This is a genomic window from Acinetobacter sp. UBA5934 (assembly GCF_002430855.1).
GTDB lineage: Bacteria > Pseudomonadota > Gammaproteobacteria > Pseudomonadales > Moraxellaceae > Acinetobacter.
In genome coordinates this window covers 1-18,386 of record NZ_DJDC01000163.1, presented here as the reverse complement: position 1 = coordinate 18,386, position 18,386 = coordinate 1, and the positions used below count along the sequence as shown (strand labels likewise).

General features: G+C 45.1%; 17 protein-coding genes. 1 reads left to right on the top strand and 16 read right to left on the bottom strand.

The features are described 5' to 3' along the window. Nucleotides 1-12: 12 nt before the first annotated feature. The 16 genes from B2Y23_RS11860 to cysM all read right to left on the bottom strand — a co-directional run bounded on the left by B2Y23_RS11860 (nt 13) and on the right by cysM (nt 16,524). Nucleotides 13-2,337, bottom strand: coding sequence for an MMPL family transporter (locus B2Y23_RS11860; protein ID WP_291370993.1), 2,325 nt, complete (start codon nt 2,335-2,337; stop codon nt 13-15). Further along, nucleotides 2,312-2,959 carry a LolA family protein gene (locus B2Y23_RS11855; RefSeq protein ID WP_291370991.1) on the bottom strand — a complete coding sequence of 216 codons (648 nt, stop codon included), beginning with the start codon at nt 2,957-2,959 and terminating at the stop codon, nt 2,312-2,314. The genes B2Y23_RS11860 and B2Y23_RS11855 overlap by 26 nt, the downstream gene beginning before the upstream one ends. A gap of 5 nt (nt 2,960-2,964) precedes the next feature. Then, on the bottom strand, nt 2,965-3,384 hold the full coding sequence (locus B2Y23_RS11850; RefSeq protein ID WP_291357088.1) for an acyl-CoA thioesterase: 420 nt from the start codon (nt 3,382-3,384) through the stop codon (nt 2,965-2,967). A 19-nt stretch (nt 3,385-3,403) separates the two neighbouring features. After that, nucleotides 3,404-4,936, bottom strand: coding sequence for an HAL/PAL/TAL family ammonia-lyase (locus tag B2Y23_RS11845; protein ID WP_291357086.1), 1,533 nt, complete (start codon nt 4,934-4,936; stop codon nt 3,404-3,406). A gap of 2 nt (nt 4,937-4,938) precedes the next feature. Then, nucleotides 4,939-5,814, bottom strand: a complete 876-nt coding sequence (locus B2Y23_RS11840; protein WP_291357223.1) for an acyltransferase — start codon at nt 5,812-5,814, stop codon at nt 4,939-4,941. 55 nt (nt 5,815-5,869) lie between these two features. Continuing rightward, nucleotides 5,870-6,604, bottom strand: coding sequence for a glycosyltransferase family 2 protein (locus B2Y23_RS11835; protein ID WP_291357084.1), 735 nt, complete (start codon nt 6,602-6,604; stop codon nt 5,870-5,872). A 12-nt stretch (nt 6,605-6,616) separates the two neighbouring features. Further along, nucleotides 6,617-8,287, bottom strand: a complete 1,671-nt coding sequence (locus tag B2Y23_RS11830) for an AMP-binding protein (RefSeq protein WP_291370989.1) — start codon at nt 8,285-8,287, stop codon at nt 6,617-6,619. 11 nt (nt 8,288-8,298) lie between these two features. Further along, nucleotides 8,299-8,853 (bottom strand): Clp protease, encoded by a 555-nt coding sequence (locus B2Y23_RS11825; RefSeq protein WP_291357080.1) that lies wholly within the window; start codon nt 8,851-8,853, stop codon nt 8,299-8,301. Beyond that, a complete protein-coding gene (locus B2Y23_RS11820; protein ID WP_131216725.1) occupies nt 8,850-9,098 on the bottom strand; it encodes an acyl carrier protein in 249 nt (82 codons plus the stop codon). Before B2Y23_RS11820 ends, B2Y23_RS11825 begins: the two co-directional genes overlap by 4 nt. Before the next feature lie 9 nt (nt 9,099-9,107). Next, nucleotides 9,108-9,368, bottom strand: coding sequence for a phosphopantetheine-binding protein (locus B2Y23_RS11815; protein ID WP_067722984.1), 261 nt, complete (start codon nt 9,366-9,368; stop codon nt 9,108-9,110). Beyond that, nucleotides 9,365-10,174 (bottom strand): lysophospholipid acyltransferase family protein, encoded by an 810-nt coding sequence (locus tag B2Y23_RS11810; RefSeq protein ID WP_291370987.1) that lies wholly within the window; start codon nt 10,172-10,174, stop codon nt 9,365-9,367. The genes B2Y23_RS11815 and B2Y23_RS11810 overlap by 4 nt, the downstream gene beginning before the upstream one ends. After that, on the bottom strand, nt 10,159-10,797 hold the full coding sequence (locus B2Y23_RS11805; protein ID WP_291370985.1) for a beta-ketoacyl synthase chain length factor: 639 nt from the start codon (nt 10,795-10,797) through the stop codon (nt 10,159-10,161). Before B2Y23_RS11805 ends, B2Y23_RS11810 begins: the two co-directional genes overlap by 16 nt. Before the next feature lie 233 nt (nt 10,798-11,030). Beyond that, nucleotides 11,031-13,337, bottom strand: a complete 2,307-nt coding sequence (locus B2Y23_RS11800; RefSeq protein ID WP_291370983.1) for a RelA/SpoT family protein — start codon at nt 13,335-13,337, stop codon at nt 11,031-11,033. Between the two features lie 29 nt (nt 13,338-13,366). Continuing rightward, nucleotides 13,367-14,758: a 23S rRNA (uracil(1939)-C(5))-methyltransferase RlmD gene (gene rlmD, locus B2Y23_RS11795; protein WP_291370981.1), complete on the bottom strand. Its 1,392-nt coding sequence runs from the start codon at nt 14,756-14,758 to the stop codon at nt 13,367-13,369. Then, the gene (locus B2Y23_RS11790; RefSeq protein WP_291370979.1) at nt 14,748-15,584 is read right to left on the bottom strand and encodes a 3'-5' exonuclease; all 837 of its coding nucleotides are present in this window, start codon (nt 15,582-15,584) and stop codon (nt 14,748-14,750) included. The genes rlmD and B2Y23_RS11790 overlap by 11 nt, the downstream gene beginning before the upstream one ends. Before the next feature lie 19 nt (nt 15,585-15,603). Beyond that, nucleotides 15,604-16,524: a cysteine synthase CysM gene (cysM, locus tag B2Y23_RS11785; protein ID WP_291370977.1), complete on the bottom strand. Its 921-nt coding sequence runs from the start codon at nt 16,522-16,524 to the stop codon at nt 15,604-15,606. Between the two features lie 153 nt (nt 16,525-16,677). Here cysM and B2Y23_RS11780 point away from each other — a divergent pair. Then, on the top strand, nt 16,678-18,386 hold a 1,709-nt coding region (locus tag B2Y23_RS11780; RefSeq protein ID WP_291370975.1), incomplete at its 3' end, for an ATP-binding protein.

Sequence of the window (18,386 nt, the reverse complement as noted above, 5' to 3'; positions counted from 1 at the left end):
CCTTATAGTTTCTCAGCTCTTTGGCTGATATTGTTGAAGCACCACATGTTTGGCATCGGAAGATGTAAACAAGGTTGCGTAAATAAATGAAAAAATCACCCCAAGTAATACTGTCAAACCAAAGCAATGAATGGCATAGGTGTGGCTAAAAGATAATAACCCGAAACCTAATAAGGTTGACATCATACAAAGGAATAGCGCCATCCCTACCACTTGCGGATGATCATGTCCGTGGCGGTAGAAAATGGCATAGTCCACCCCAATCCCGATAATCAGGAAGGTGCCCATAATGCTGAATAAATTAATTTCCACACCCAGCCAGGCCTGAATCGCAAATGTGGTCATTAAGGCCAGCGTCACCGGCAATACCAAAGGTAAAATGGACTTGATGCCATAAATCAGACCCAAGCTGATCGCCAGAGTGATTAAGGCAGACACCAGTAACCACTGTGCCTGAATACGATGCTGTTTAAACAGTTCAGACATCTGATCGACTGGACGCAATAATTGTACTTCCGAGCTATTCAGTTGCTCTAAAGCCTTCACATCATGTACATTTTGCAGCAGCACCAGTCGCTCGGTCGGACTCATTTGTAAAAATGCCAAGGGATGCTTTTTCATTTCAGCAGGGCTGAGTAATGGCTGCTCGGAAAGTTGCTTCTGCCAAGCCAAGACCTGTGCCGGATTCAGTTGCATCGCTGCGGCATAATCCTGTAAGGCACTAGCTGGTATGCCCTGCAATAACTCAATATTATGTTGCTGCTGTGCGAGTGATGGCGACCATTGTCCTAAAGCCTGAAAAGTATCCAGGGTCTTTTCGCTTTGTAACAGTTGCAGTTTTTGCAGCAATTGCTGTTCATTTTGCTCAAGCTCTGCCGCGGTGTTGCCATGCACCACAAAATATTCGCTGCTTTGTTGCTGCATAAAACGTTCACGCACGTATTGATCTTCCTGCTTCAGCTTCTGATCCATACTTTGTAAATTGTGTACGTCATCATTGCTTTGCAGCAACATTAAACTGCTGCCGGTGACTACAGTAAGCACTGCAATTAAGCCATAACGCAGAGCTTTTTTGCTCTGGATGACCGCGCGTGCTTTACCGATAAAACTGAGGGTTCGAATTGCAGGTTCGGCATTTAAGGCCGGTAATCGTGGCAGCAATAAAACACTGGTGACCCATGCGGCAGCAAGACCGACCATCGAGAAAACAGCAATCTGCTTAAAGCCCGGAAATGGGGTAAAGCTCAAGAAAATATACGCGACCAGAGTGGTCATTAAGCCCATAAACAGGCTCGGTAACAGCGGTTTGAGTACCGCAAAACCGTTGATCTGTCGATGCTGCGATTGCATCGCCATAAAGTAAAAAGAGAAATCGACGCAAACCCCGACCAGACTGGCGCCAAACACCAAGGTCATCAGGTGAATTTCACCAAAGACCCAATGGGTGATGGCAAAGGCCACCAGACAACCGGTTCCCACGGCAATCATTTCAGTCAGCATGGGGCGAATCGAGCGGAAACCGAACAGCACTAAAAAGAAAATACCCAAGGTTGAACCCAGACCAATGGTGGAGATTTCTTTTTCAGCCGAAGTCGTACCGAATTGGGCAAACAATAACGTACCTGTCCAATGCGGCTCAACCTGCATCTGTTGCAGTTGCTGGTCTAGCTGCTTAATCCAGACCGCCGTTTTTTCCTGGTAATCAATATTGTAAGGACTATTTTTGAGTTCAAGGACCACTAGCCGTGAAATTCCCTGCTCATCCCGAATAGTAGCAAAACCCTGTTCCAAAGTAATATCTGAATTGCTCTGTAAACTGGATAAGCCCATGGCATAACGTGGAAATAACAGCAGCGGATCTTGTTGTAATAGCTCTGCCGTAATGGGAATGCCCGGACTCATGATTTGCAATAAGCCCTGTTCAGTCAGGGAGGTATAATCGTGTTGTTCCAGCAGCTTTTGATCATCGGCGGTCAATAAACCTGCACGATGTTGATATAATAGCTGCGCGAACTGGTCACTATCTACTTGAGCATTTAAGGGCTGCCACAAATCACTTTGTGCCACTTTTTGTTGAAAGGTGGTTGTAGCTTTGGCCAAGGCAGCATCATCTTTAGCATTCAATACCACAAAGACTTTATCATTCAGTTGCTGACTGACATATTGCTGTGCCCGTTCCAGCCGTGGCTCATGGATCGATTCAGGCAACAAGGCAAAGATATTGGTTTGAATATGAATATCTTTTTTCAGCCAAGCCGTACCCAGCGCAATGGCAATCACGCTCAGTACAATCAGCCACAGCGCCGTAAATTTATTTTGCCAGTTGGAAAAGTGCATTTTCCTCAGCCGTTAAGGTTTGGGGTTGAGTGGTTTGTTGGCTAAAGCGAATGGTGGTGCTGTTATTGGCTTTTTCCTGCAACACAATACGATCGACATAACGCTGCCCTTGCGCATCAACCCGGACAAATAATTTTTTAAATAAACTGCTTTTCGGGGTTAAAATCACATTCCACTGCGCCGGGGTATAACTTGCCGAAACAATATTGAAGTTCTTGGCTAAAGCCGTTTCATTGCCCGACATCAGCTGCAAGAACATGGTCGCCACCGAACCATACGGTGATTTATCAATTTCAATCTGACTATGCGTGCGCTGGGTTTTTTGCACCAGTTTACGCGGCGTCACAATCAGGTCGGCCTTGACCGGCGTTTGAATTTTCCAAATCACCCCTTGCGATTTGGAAAATAATACCGTGCCTTTAGAAACAAAAGTTTTGTTCATGGATGCCAGTTTTTTTTGCTGGTCAAAATTGGCACGTACGGTAGCAGTTGCGGAAAGCTGCCCAAAGATTTGTCTGAGCTGCGGATTTTGCGCATGCACCGGTTGCGGCAACATGAATGTGAGACACAGCAAACTCGCTAAAAATAGCCAGACTGCACGTGGTAGATTGAGAGATGTCATCTGCTTTACTCCGGCTTAAACTCAGACCAGGCGTTTAAACGCTGCAATAAAATTTGCGGTGACTGGAAACACATTTCCCGGTTTTCGATTTGCACCGCCACTTGTGTGGTATAGCCTTTGGTCAGTCTTTTTCCACTTTCCACATCAAAAATTTGATATTCAATTTTCAGGCGGTTTTCCCATTCTTTTAAAATGGCACGCACCCGAATTTTTTGTTGAAACAGAATGCCATGCGCATAACGCACATGACTTTCAATCACAGGCCATGCATAGCCGGAATCACGCATCTGCTTATAGTTATAATCAAACTGATCCAGCAACTTACAGCGCGCAATTTCAAAATATTTCAAATAATGCCCATGCCAGACCACGTCCATGGTATCCACATCATGAAATGGCACTTCTATAATCACATCGGCATGCATAGTCTGTTTCCCATCACGTTTAGCAAACGAGTTCACTACTTAACAATTCTAAATTTTCCAGACGATCTACCAGCTGTTGCAACTCCTGTTGCAATGGTCGATCTTCCACAACGTAATCAAATGTCTGCAAGACCCACGCTTTAAATGCAGTCAAAACTTCAGTTAACTTGCCATCTAAACCTTTTAAGTTCACCGCTTGCACACTGGCACAGCACAGTGCCGCGATCACCTGTTCAGTCAGGACAATCACCCGACTGGCATCACGTGCCGCAATAGTCCCCATACTGACCTTGTCCTGGTTATGACATTCGGTCGAGCGCGAGAAAATCGAAGCCGAAAGCGTCTGTTTCAACGCTTCCGCTGTCCATGCCGACACGCCAATCTGTACCGCTTTAAAACCATGATTCAATGGCAGGCGGTCATCGGTTGCACCGGTCAAGTTACGCGGCAAACCGTTATTCATTTTATAGTCCACCAGTTGCGCAAATTGACGATCCATTAAATCGGCAATATTAGCAATCATTATTTTCAGGCTGTCCATGGCTTGAGCAATATGCCCGCCATAGAAATGACCACCATGCAACACGCGTAAATTCACCGGATCAATCAGCGGATTGTCATTACTCGAGTTCAGTTCATTTTCAATAAACTGGCGTAACCAGGGTTTAGAATCTTCAAACACGCCAATAATATGCGGTGCGCAGCGCAAGGAATAACGGTCCTGCAGGCGTGAACTCTGATGTTCGGTTTGTACTTCACTGTTCAGCCAGTGACGCAGTTGTGCAGCAATATTTTGCTGACCTGGATGCGGTTTTTGTGCAAACAGCACTTCATCGAAATGACTTGGATTACCTTCCAAAGCCAATACATTCAGTGCGGTAATGCAGGTACTGGCTAAACTGATCTGTTCGGCTTTTTTATAGTTGAGACAGGCAATGGCTGTCATCACTGCGGTGCCGTTCATCAGTGCCAGACCTTCTTTAGGACGCAGCACCAAAGCCTGCATATTTTTTTCAGCATAAACCTGACTGACCGGAACAATCTGACCTTGAAAATAAACATCACGCTCACCGACCAAAGCCCCTGCGATATAGGACAATGGCGTTAAATCACCACTGGCACCGACTGAACCTTCCGATGGAATCACCGGAATCACATTTTCATTCAGCATCCACACCAGACGTTGCAGCAAAGCATGCGAAACACCGGAATAGCCGCGCGCCAGAGAACATAAGCGTGTCACCAGCACCGCACGTGCTGTGATTAAATCTAGATTTTGACCGAGGCCACAGCCATGAAAACGGGATAAATGCAAAGGCAGTTCATTGACCTGATGCGCGGGAATTTCCACTAGACAGGAATCTCCATAACCGGTGGTGACGCCATAAATCACGCCTTCATCCTGTAACAGCTGATCCAGAAAATCTGCACCGCGCTGAATTAATTCACGCCATTCAGCACTGATAGGCAAAGCCACCGATTTTTCCTGACGCGCAACCGCCACCACATCTTCAATCGAAAGTGATGTTTCCCCAACAACTAACACTTGCATTATTATTTGTTCCAGAAATTATAAAAATTAAACCATTGATATGGCGCACGCATACAGTGCTGCTCCAGTAATGCCACATATTGACGGGTAGTATTTTGCATCGCCTGCAGACGGTTATTTCGAGGGAAATTCAGTTTTTCAGCGATGGCATGAATATGTACTTCAAATTGATTCTCAACTCGATAACAAAACACGGCCAATACCGGCACTTTCAGCAAACTGGCTAAAATCCATGCCCCTTGCGGCCAGTTGGCTTCTTCACCTAAAAATGAAATCGGCTGTACCCGATCTGACTGCACCGGCACACGATCTGCCGCGACAATGACCCATTCCCCCTGATCAAGTTTGTCTTGCAGGATCATTGCGGTTTCAATACCCAGCTCATCCACTGAAACCAGATTGACATCGGCATGATCATTCAGTTTTTTCAGGAACTGGTTAAATTTGGTGGCATGCTTTTGGTAGACCAACACATTAATTTTTTGCGGATGGTCTGACTTGATCGCCCGCAGCAATTCTATATTGCCGAAATGCGATACTACAATCACAGTGCCTTTTTGATAATGCGCGCGGAAATGCTCATGCCCATGTAAAACCAGCTGCTGCTCCTGAATTTTACCCAGCCAACCCTCAATTTTATCCAGAATACATTCACCAAACTGCATAAAATGCTGATAGCTATGCGCCAGACTGGGAGGATGCGGAAACGGCGAATGGCTGCCTGCAAAATGGTGTAAGCGGGTTAAATATTGCAGCGAAGCCTGACGTGCCACTGTCGCAAACAGCCAGTACCATAAAATAATAAAATACATCAGTACCCGACATAACCAACGGCCACCCAGACGGTAAAACGCCAGCACCAGACTCAATGAGGTCATGCCGCCGCGTTCTTTAATCTCATTCCACTGGGTTTTCTTTAGCTCAGTCACGCCATCAACCTTTTACTTTCTTTGACAGCAATTTAGGCAGACGAATCAGCATGCCGCCAAACAGGCGTAAATGTGCCTGACTCATCCCAATATTGTCACGCCATACATTGAAGTGCGAAATGCCATCTTCTGGGTAAATCACTTTGGTCGGTACGTTGATAAAGGGAACATTGGCCCACTTTAAGCGCACCAGAATTTCACTGTCAAAACCCATACGCGGCTGAAATTTTGCAGAATCCAGCACCTGAATGGTACTGGCAAGCGGATAAACCCGGAAGCCGCACATGCTGTCTTTAATATCAAAGGACAGGCTGTTGATCCACACCCAGATATGCGTGGCATAACGGCCATAGAGGCGTTTTTTAGGAACCGATTCATCAAATACCGGCTGCCCGATAACCATCGCTTCCGGGTTTTGTTGGGAAATTTGCAGGAATTTTGCTACATCTTGCCAGTCATGCTGACCATCAGAATCAAGCTGCAAGGCATGACTAAAACCCAAGGCATAAGCATGGCGTAAACCGGTCATCACCGCCTGACCTTTACCCTGGTTATGGTCATGTTCAACCAGTTCGACCCATGAATTTTCTGCGGCAATCGTATGTAAAAGCTGAGTACATGCGGCATCACTGCCATCATTGACCAGAATGATGGGCATTTGAAACTGGTTCAAATGAGTCACCAAAGCCTCAATATGATGAGGATGATTATAAACTGGAATGACAAAACATTGCTGCATCTACATTTACCTTTAAATCGGATCGTTTGGTGTATGAAATAACAAGCGTCCAGAGGCCAAGGTCTGCTCTGCATGGGTAAGTTCAAAACTGACTTTGTGCAATTTTCTCGACATTTTCAATTGCAGCACCATATAAGGCTGAATTAAATCCTGAAATTTGAGCTGTTCAAAACCATTGCACCATTCAAGTTGTGCCCAGTTCTGGCGGGCAAAATGCTGAATAAAACCGATTTGCCCCACACCCGGGAAAATGGGCTGGCTGGGAAAATGCCCTTTAAAGCATTCCAGCTCAGGAGAAAACTCCAGACGATAGAGCGCCTGATCTGGCTCATTCTGTTGTTCCAGTACTATAGGTAGCAACATAGGTTGAAATAAGGATTTCATGTATTGTTTATTCAGCTTAGATTGCGCATTTTGCGGTAATTGTGTCAAAAAACGCCACTGTCTTGGAATGGCTATGCTTTCCAGCCTGGATTTTAACTGCGCTTTTATAGCTGCCACAAACTGCGCTTTAGAACTCTGCTTTAACTGTACTCTTGCCTGATCGGACAGTACAGCAACACAGGCTAAAATCTGACGATGTTCCCGCTCTAGAATCAGCACATGGCATTGCGCAATGTCATCCAGCTCGATAATTTTTTGCTCAATCGCATCCAGACTTAAGCGCTTTTCTTCCAGTTTGACAATCCGGTCCAAGCGTCCCAACAAACGGAACGAACTTTTTAAATTGCCGGGTTCTATCACTTCAACTTTATCACCCGTAAAAATCCAGTCTTCACTAAAGGCATGATTGGTTCTGACTTGCAGTTCCTGTTGCTCAGCTGCCTGTATATCCACATTGGCAAACGGTGTCCACAAGGCATCATCCTGTTGTCGATGTGCAATCCCACCGGTTTCCGAACTGCCAAACACTTCGGTAATGGGGCGGTTCAGATATGGCCGAATTCCTGACTCTAATTTCCCGCCGGATGAATAAACCGTCAGGCAATCTTGCAACAGCACATCACGGGTCCAGCGTTTTAATAAAGCCGGACTGGAAATCACATAATTCTGAAGCTTTAAAGCAGTTAATTTTTTTTGGATATCGGCGACATCTTCAGGGAAAGCCAGCTGTGCCTGATAAAAAAAGCGACCGCTTGCCAATGGCCAGAGCAACTTAAATAGCAGGCCATAAATATGCTGATGACTGACGGTTGCAATGGCAATCGCCTGCTCCGGCAACTGAAAACTGGCATCTAGTCCCTGCACTTCATTGAGTAACTGATGCAAGCTGCGCGGAATTTTCTTTGGCTGACCGGTAGAACCGGAAGTATAAAAAAAGAGTTGGGCCTGATTTAAAAAGGCATCATCCAGATTTAGTTCAATCTTTTGATTTTGTATAGAAGCTACAGGCTGACGCTGTAAAAAATAAATATTCTGTTCTGCCAGTTCTTTTTCTAAATCGCTGACCCGATGCGGCGGCAACAGCACCTGTTTTTGAGCTAAAAGTGCAGCAAATAATAGCACTAAAAACTGGTAACTATCCGCTTCCCAGAGTGCCCAGCTGTCCTGCGCAAGTGACTCAATGGCATGGCTTTGTTGGATCACATCCTGCCAGAAATCCTGAAAACGGATCTGGCTTAAATCAGGCTGAATACACAGCGGTTTCAGTGAATGAAGATGATTTTGAAAATGACACAACATAACAATCTGTTTTATTCCTGAAGTTGATTTAAGCGCTGCTGGCGCTTACGCAAGATAAATTCGCCCAGCAGTAACAGTCCCATCAGTACATAGGAAATAAAACCGTTATACAGCATCCAAACCTGCATTGGCGCAAACAGTACCGTTGCCAAGGCAATCAGCGCATTCAGCACAAAGAAAACACACCACACCATGGTGACTTTACGGGTCCAGATTACCCCGGCTTCGGGTAAGTTCGGTTCTGCCAGACGGGCAAAACGCTCAATCATGGAAGGCGGCTTAACTAAAGTCGAGGCAAAAATCACCAGCGCACCGACACTCATAAACACCGGATACAGCTTTAGCCAGGCATGATCTTTTAAAATCAGGCTTAAGCTGCCACACAAAATCGCAAATCCGGTTAAAGGCCACAGCAAGGCATTGCCCTTACTGAACAGACGTAATAATCCCAGGATAATCAGCAGACTACTGACCCAGATATATTGACCATACGCTAAACTATAGCCCACTAAAAAGGGATAGAGAATCAGTCCGATTGCCACTATCCCTTTCAAGAGCCATTTCATGCAGCAGACATATTCTGAATCACAGTGACGACATCTTGCACTGTACGGACATTTTTAAAGTCTTCAGGATTGACCTGCTTACCGGTCAGTTCTTTAATTTTGACCACAAGATCAATCGCATCAATACTGTCTACATCCAGATCATTCGCCAAATTCGCATCTAGCTGAACATCTTCAGGGGTAATTTCGAACAGATCTTCCATCCATTCTCTTAATTTTTCGAGCACTTGTTCCTGAGTTAACATCCCAACCTCTTACGCCTTTTGCTGTGCTTCAACCAAAGCCACCAGGCTTTGAATTGATTTAAAATGTTGCTTAGTTTCTGCCGATTCAGCATTCAAGTGAATGTTGTAACGTTTTTTTAGCGCCAAGCCAAGTTCCAAGGCATCAATGGAATCTAGACCCAAGCCATCACCAAATAAAGGGGCTTCGGTTTCAATATCATCTATGCTGATGTCCTCAAGGGCCAGTACATCAATAATCATTTGCTTTAATTCATCAGCAAGATTGCTCATTTTTCAGATAACTCTTGGTTAAAAAATTGTTGTAATTGATGGTTCAGATGACGCACATTTTTCGGACTGACCGTGGCATCATCCAGAAGATCATCGACTTGAATGGCATCTAGCACCTTCACATGAATATGAAACGGCTGTGAAGGAACGTGATACCACTTTTCATTTTTGGTTAAAGTTGAAGGCGTACAGGTGATCAGTACCGGACGAATCGGCACATTGGCACGAATCGCAATGTTCGCCGCACCGCGCTGAAATTCATTTAACAGTTCACCTTTTGCGGTACGTGTCCCCTCAGGAAAAATCAACAAGGACGCCGCCTGATCAGTCTTTAATTTTTCTACACAGTCCTGAATAAACTGTTCAGAACCGGCATTTAAAATATAACCAGCATTTTGCACCGGACCTTTGGTAAAAGGATTGGACCATAGTGCTTGCTTCACTACACAATTGGCCTGCTCCATTAACCCAATCAGCACCACCACATCCACCAAAGTCGGATGGTTGGCAATCACCAGTTCCTGCTTACTGTGCTGTAATTTTTCCAAACCTTCAATGTCATAGGTCATAATTCCAAGCTTGACCATCATTTCGGTAAAGCCCTTGAAACTATGCTTAATTACTTTTTGAGTGCGCTGCTGTCGTAAACCTGGATTCTGGGTAGACAGATTCACCAATGGCGCAACCAGCCCACCAATCGCCACGCCACCAATGCCGAAACTGGCGAAACTAAAACCGGTTGCACCCACACGCCACAGATAGTTGGCTTTTTGTTTAATCCGATCGCGCTTTAACATTTTTGCCATACCTGAGTTTGAGAATACTCAAGACTCTGTTCAGATTGCTGCCAAAAATCATAAAAATTCTGTGCATCGATATATTTATCACGATGATGGGGTAATGCATGCATATCCAGTTGCAGATTCGGCGCTTCAAGGCTCACCATTGCCGACATGGCAAAGGCATTGAAAGATGCAGCTTCCTTATAAATTTCAGGTAAAGCTTCATCATAATAAACCACCAGCACACGTGCATTTGGCTGAGCACAGGTCTTTAACCAGGCATAGGCTTCAATCAGCGCTTCACTCCACGATGCCGCCAGACTGGTCGAAGGGGTAGCATCCTGACATAAAATCGAATACAGCCCGGCAATGGCATTATGCACTGAAGTCGAAAACTGGGTGGGTGACGGGGTTTGATCTTGCAGCACATCGGCCAAAATTTTTAAGGTCTTATGTTCATCACCATATTGCGATGCCCAGACAATATAATCTACCGATTCGGAATTCAGAGATTGAATGGCACTGCTTAATGCCAGTTTCGCAATGCCCGACAGTCGCCGCCGCTGCATAGCAGGAATCTGTTCTAGGGCGGGGACTGTTTCATCGGCACGACTCATGCACAGTTGTGACACATTAATTTGAAGCATTGCCGTAATTTTCCATACCCTAAAATATTTTAGCTCGAGGCTATTTTAATTTGCCGGATTATAGCATTTGTAATAAAAATTACACAAAAAGTATCTTGTATAATATTAATTATTTAAATTTATATTTTTGATTTCATTGTGTATTTTATTTAAAAACATTTAAAAAACTGACCAGACATAAAAAAACCAGCAACCTGTGTTGCTGGTTTTTACTCTATCAGAGCCATGTAAGATTAATTGCCTTGCACCAAACGACGCGCACTGATAATGCCCGGTTGCTGCTCCAAACGCGCCAGTAAACGGGACAATTGCGCCAGACCTTTGACCTCAATCAACAGTTTCATATTGGCAATACCATCCGATTCGGAAATGGTATTGACCTGACGGATATTGATCTGATCGGAGAAAATCACCTGAGTCAGATCTTTCAGCAGACCACGGCGGTCATACGCTTCCACCACAATTTGCACGCTTTGACCACGAGTCGGCTGCATTTCCCAGTCCGCTTCGACGGCACGTTCAGGTTCGTGAGAAATCATGCGCACATAATCCGGACAGGTCACCTTATGAATGCTGACACCACGATTCAAGGTAATATATCCGCCAATCGACTCGCCATGCACCGGCTGACAACATTGTGCAATATGCAATTCCACGTTATCCAAACCGTCAATTAAAATCCCGTGTGCAGACAATGTATGGCTGGCACGCGGATTTAAAGTCGGTTTCAGCACCAGCTCAGGTTCATCCTGACCGATATGCATATGGCGATTAACCTGATTAATTAAGGCATGCAGGCTGATATCACCATTCACCAGACCAATCAGAATATCTTCACCCAACTTGACATTGAAATGATTGCAATAGTCATTCAAATCAATACTTTTGGGATGAATTGCCAGGCGTGAAAGTTCTTTGTTTAGAATTTCACGGCCCACTTCCAGGTTTTTACTGCGGTCTTGCTGTCTAAACCAGTGACGTAACTTATCGCGCGCTCGGGCGGTTTTAATATAACCGAGTGAATTCACTAACCAGTCACGATTCGGCTCGCGATCTTTCTTGGTCAGAATTTCAACCTGCTCACCGGTCTTTAAAGTATAAGTTAACGGTACATAACGCTGGTTGACCCGTGCCGCATAACACTTGTTACCTACTTCGGTATGCACATGATAGGCAAAGTCCAACACCGTTGAACCGCGTGGTAATTCTTTAATATCCCCATCACGGCTAAATACATAAATCTTTTCAAAGCCTTCAAAATCTTGAATCTGTTCAAAATTCTCGGTTTCATCCTCTGATTTATGCGCGCTGGCATCATTACGTTCCTGATAATGTTCCAGTACGGCGCGCAATGAATGCAAACGATGATTGAAGGAATGATCGGTATTTTTTGCGCCTTCCTTATAGTTGAAGTGCGAACATACCCCAAGCTCAGCTTCTTCATGCATATCCATGGTACGGATTTGCACTTCCAGCGACTTGTTCTCGGCAATGACCGCCGTATGCAATGAACGGTAACCATTGGCTTTAGGATTGGTAATGTAATCATCAAACTGATGCGGAATATGACGCCAGATTTGATGCACTATGCCTAAAGAGTGATAGCATTCCGGCACGCTTTTTACCAATACCCGCACTGCACGAATATCGTAAAGCTGGTCAAAGCTCAGGTCCTTGCTTTTCATTTTCCGATAAATCGAATAAATGTGCTTCACCCGTCCGGTAATTTCGGCTTCAATCCCGTAGCTGCCCAATTCACTTTTCAGCTTATCAATCACGAACTGAATATACTGCTCGCGCTCAAGACGCTTTTCATTGAGTAGCGAGGCAATTTCTTTATAGCGTTCTGGGGCCAGATACCGGAAAGCCAGATCTTCCAGCTCCCATTTAAGCTGAGCAATCCCTAAACGATGGGCCAAAGGGGAATAAATGGTGAGAATTTCACGTGCCACCCGTTCCTGACGCTCGCGGGACGCTTTGGTCAGCTCACGCAAGGCATAGGTACGTTCTGCCAGCTTGATCAGCACCACGCGGACATCTTCGGTCACAGCAATCAGCATTTTGTAAATGCCGCTTAAATGCTCGCGCTGGTTATTATTAAAATGATCTTCCAGACGTTTGTTTTTTTCAATCAGCTCGGAAAGCTTACCCATCGCCAGTGTGCCTTGCACCAGGCCATAGACTTGCTCACCAAAATGTTCCTGTACTTCTTCCAGTGTCATTACGCCTTCACGCACACTCCGGTACAGCATTGCGGCAGACAAGGTCGCTTCATCGACATGCAGATGTGCCAAAATATCGGCCATTTCAATACCGGTATAAAAGGTATTCGAGCGATGATTAACCGTGGTTTGCAATTCTTTCTGTAAAGTTAAATGCGCAACATCTTCGAGTTGTTTTAGCGCCGTATCATCTAATATGCCACGAACCCGATTTAACCATTCAGCCAAATCATGTCGAGCTTGTTCGGCATGTTCTACAGTCGCTTCCTCTGACAGCTCATTGAGACGTCCAGGAAGTTGCTCACGTACTGTGACCATACCCTACTCCTACTTTTTTACACTTCATATTATAAATCGTTTATTTCGTTGTATTTTTCGAATAAGGCAATAGATTCAACATGTCCAGTATGAGTGAACATATCCATTACCCCAGCCTTTTTTAATCGATAACCATGTTTCGCCAGCACACCCGCATCTCGCGCCAGTGTTGCAGGATTACATGATACATAAACGATTCTTTTTGCACCAAATTTGGGCACATAATACATTACTTCCTCCGCCCCGGAGCGTGGAGGATCAATCAATAATGCATCAAATCCCTGATTTGCCCAAGAATGATGCGAAAAGTCTTTTGTTAAATCTTGTGAATAAAATTCAACCTGAGTCATGTGGTTTTTTTCAGCATTTTCTGCCCCACGTTGAACCATTTCTTCACTTCCTTCCACCGCAATCACTTTTCCGCTTTCACCGACACAGCGAGCCAGCGGTAAAGAAAAATTACCTAAACCACAAAACAGGTCGAGCACACGCTCCCCTTTCTGCAATTGAAGCAAATCACATGCCAGCTTCACCATTTGCGGATTAATGGTGGAATTGACCTGGGTAAAATCCAGCGGATTAAAACCAAACTCCACCTTAAATTCATCCAGTGCATAATGCAAACGCATGGCAGCTGTCGGATCGTCCACACGATGCAAACTGTCTGCACCTGCTGGCTGCAAATACAATTGCCACTCTTTGTTTAACGCAAACTGTTTTAATCGGTTGACATCATCTACAGATAATTTTTCAGTATGACGCACCACCAGAGCAATCTCATGATCACCCATGGCCAATTCTATATGACCAATCGCGGCTTTGGCTGTTAGACTTTGGAGTAACTGTTTCAGTGCAGTGATGGAGCCAAACTCCCGATCCAGCACCATACAGCGGTCAATCGAGGTCAGTTTATTGCTTTGATGCTCTCGAAAACCGATAACCAGCTTGTCTTTTCCAGGAATATAACGCACCCCAATCCGGGCTTTACGACGGTAATCCTCACGCTCTGAACGTAAGGGTTCCAGCCATTGCTCAGGTTGAATTCCGGCAAAATGTTCTAAATGTGACTTTAAGACATCTTGTTTTAAGCGAATCTGTTCATCTTGCTGGATATGCTGCATATTGCAGCCACCACAAATACCGAAATGCGGGCATGGCGGTTGAACACGCAAATGCGAGGCTTCACTCAGCACCTCCAAGCAATCCGCTTCTTCCAGGCGTTTGACCACATTGGTAATTTTCGCTTTGACGGTCTCTCCAGGCAAGGCATAGCGAATAAACACTTTTTTACCTTGCTTGTCACTCGGATGATCAGGATGTGATCCATAGTGTGCTATCCCCCGTCCTTCATGTGAAAGTGACTCAACCTGAAAAGTGTAAATCGGATGCTGAGCTGGACGTGGTTTGGGTCTATGTTTCATGAATACCTAGAGTGTGGGAGAGAAAATCTGTAGCTGTAAATTCGGTATGTTGTGAATTTTCACGCCATACCTGAAGAAAATTTGCGTGTTGCGGTTGATGCTGTAAATACTGAATGGTGGCTTGAATCCAGTAACGGTGATCTTCAGTCAGCAATTGCCCCTTGAGCAATAACCAGCGTAAATAGATCAGCCAGGTGTTCAACACATCACCTTCACAGTAGCTGGTCAACTGTGACCACTGTTGCGAACGGACATATTCCGGAACATGGTAAGCGCCATCACCACGTTTGCCCGGAAAGCCGAGTAAGTGCGCAACATCATCCAGCTTCTGGAAGTGACGGCCATTAAACATGGCCATGACATCCATTAAATCGACATGACGCTGATGGTAGCGGTTCTGGTAATTATTATAGCGCTTTTGCTGATTAATTTCGCCCTGATCAAACAAACTGGGTGCAGACAGGCCATGATACATGGCACGGAACAGAATCACCGGCAAATCAAACTGTGAACCATTCCAGCTGACTAGGGTCGGATGACGCTTGTCAAAAATGGACAGGAATCGAGTTAAAATTTCCGCTTCGTTATACTGTTCGCGGCTAAATGAAAATAGTTTCATCGCCCCGTTTTCATCAATCCATAGCCCAGAAATACAAACAATTTCATGCAGTGGCAAACGCTGAAAATCCATGCCCGATTCCTGACGGCGCAATTTTGTCAGTGCCTGCTCCAGATCTGCTTCGGGTAAATCCAGATGATATAAATGCGCACCTGACTTCAAGTCAGTCAGAGTTTCTATATCAAAAATCAAGACAGGTAAGCGCATTTCATCTCACAGTTTTTAATTATTCAGGGTCTACTACAGAGAATAAACCGGTAGACAGATAACGGTCACCACGGTCACAGATGATGCAGACAATCACCGCACCCGGATTTTCTTCAGCGAGTTTGATCGATGCCCAAACAGCACCACCCGATGAAGTCCCCGCACTGATGCCTTCTTTGCGTGCCAATTGACGTGCAGTTTTTTCCGCTTCAATTTGCGGAATATCCATAATCCGGTCAACGCTTTTCGGATCAAAAATGGTCGGCAAATATTCTTGCGGCCAACGACGGATACCGGCAATATTTGAACCTTCAGAAGGTTGTAAACCAACAATCTGAATATCCGGATTTTGTTCTTTTAGATATTTGGAAATACCCATAATCGTACCGGTGGTTCCCATGGAACTGACGAAATGGGTAATCTTACCGCCGGTTTGCTGCCAGATTTCTGGACCAGTGGTCAAGTAATGAGCTTCTACGTTGTCCGGGTTACCAAACTGGTTCAAGACCAGTCCTTTCCCTTCTTTTTCCATTTGCAGCGCCATATCACGCGCCTGTTCCATATTTTCCGACTCGATCAGCTCAGCACCGTAAGCGCGCATGGCATCTTTACGTTCCTGACTTGAACCTGCAGGCATAATGAGTTTCATTTTATAGCCACGCATAGCAGCAACCATGGCTAAGGCAATCCCTGTATTTCCGCTGGTCGCTTCAATCAATGTATCGCCTGGCTTGATTTGCCCGCGTTTTTCAGCTTGCATAATCATGTTATACGCTGGGCGGTCTTTTACCGAACCTGCAGGATTGTTTCCTTCAAGTTTAGCCAATACTGTTGCTTGAGTGTGACTTGCCAGACGTTGTAAACGCACCAGAGGCGTTTTACCTACATAGTGGTCTAACAAAAATTCGTCTGCTTGAAAATCAGGGGTGGTATTACTCATTATTTGCACCTATATCGAGGTGCCCCTATTGTATGAAAAAATGCTTCCTCCTGCACCCATTTAGCAGGCTTTTTATTGAAAGTGATTAAAGCACAGCCGATTTTTTATAAAGCGTGCTAAACTGCGGTGCATAGGGAATTAACTGCTTTAACCATGTCAAATATCAATAAAAAGTTATTTAAGCGTTTACATTTAAATCATGCTTATGGACAACTCATCGCCATGATTTTTGTCCCCATTATGGTTTTGGCATGTGTGGGAGCATTACTGGTTTTATCCGAAACTTCGAATGCCTCACGTGCACAGCAGCGTCAAATGGCCATTGCCATTGCAGCCCGTTATCAGCTTACCGCCGAAGCTGCGGTTGATCTTTTAAATCGTTATCCCTGGCAGTATGATCAGGCCCGTAACACCTTACAGGTCATGCTGAATGAAAAGCATTTAATTCGAGCTGCCATTATCGACCTAAAAGGCCGCAACCGCCTAAGTATCGGCTTTCAGGATCAAGATCCATGGCCTGTAATTAATGCTAAAACATCTTTTGTCGGGCCTATTCTGTTTAATAAAAATAATGTTTATGCCCTGAAGATTAACGAGCATTCATCTATACCTGCATGGCTGGTGATTGAACTGGATAACCAGCCTTTAGAAATTGCTCATTACCGGGTCATGATTGTACTGATTGCAACCGGTCTGTTGACCTTATTACTACTGTTACTGTGCCTGAATTTCTATTCACGGCGCTGGATTGCACCAATGTATGAAATCCGGATGCAGTTACAACGCCTGAATGCTGACACCCTAGATCAGCACATGGTGATTAATAGTACCGGTGAATTACGACTGCTACAGCGCGATATTGCCAATGTGGTGAAACGCCTGCACTTCAGCTTTTTAGAACTAAAAGAACATACCGAACAGACTGAAGATGATTTACGCCGTACTCTAGATACTCTGGAAGTTCAAAACATTACCTATCGCCAAGCCCGTGACCAGGCCATTTCAGCCAACCAGTCCAAGTCGGTGTTCTTGGCCAATATCAGTCATGAATTGCGGACTCCGCTGAACAGTATTGATGGCTTTATTCATTTATTGCTGCGCCAAGGTAATTTGAGCAACGAGCAAAGCTTGTATTTACAAACCATTCGTAAATCATCTGCGCATTTGCTGGCTTTGATTAACGATGTACTGGATTTTTCCAAGATTGATGCCGGCAAACTGGAACTGGAAACCGCACCCTTTGATCTGGAAGAAGCCATTTTCGATGTCATGGACATGCTCTCGCCTTTGGCCGCACAGAAACATATCGATATGGCATTTTATTATGCCGATAATGTGCCAACCCAAGTCGTTGGCGATGCACTGCGCTTCAAGCAAATTCTGACCAACCTGATTTCAAATGCCATCAAATTCACCCCCGATGGTGAAATTATTGTCCGCGCCCGGATGGAACATGATGATATCGGACAATGCCTGTTGCACTTTAGCGTGCAGGACAGTGGTATTGGCCTGAGTGGTACAGACCGGAAAAAACTGTTTGAATCCTTCTCGCAAGGCGATGCTTCGGTGACGCGTCAGTTTGGCGGTACAGGCTTAGGTTTGGCCATTTCCAAACAGCTGGTGCATTTGATGCAAGGGCAAATCGGCTTTGAAGACAATCAGGAACGCGCTCCGACCGAAAAAGGCTCCACCTTCTGGTTTACCGCCATGTTTGTGGTCGATGAAGACATTGAAATTGTGCATCCGCACTTTGAACAGATGCAGGTGGTTTCTTACCTAGCCCATCCTGCGACAGCCAACATTCTGCGCCATTATCTGGAAAATTATGGTGTGCATCATGTCGAGACCAGCTCGATTCTGGA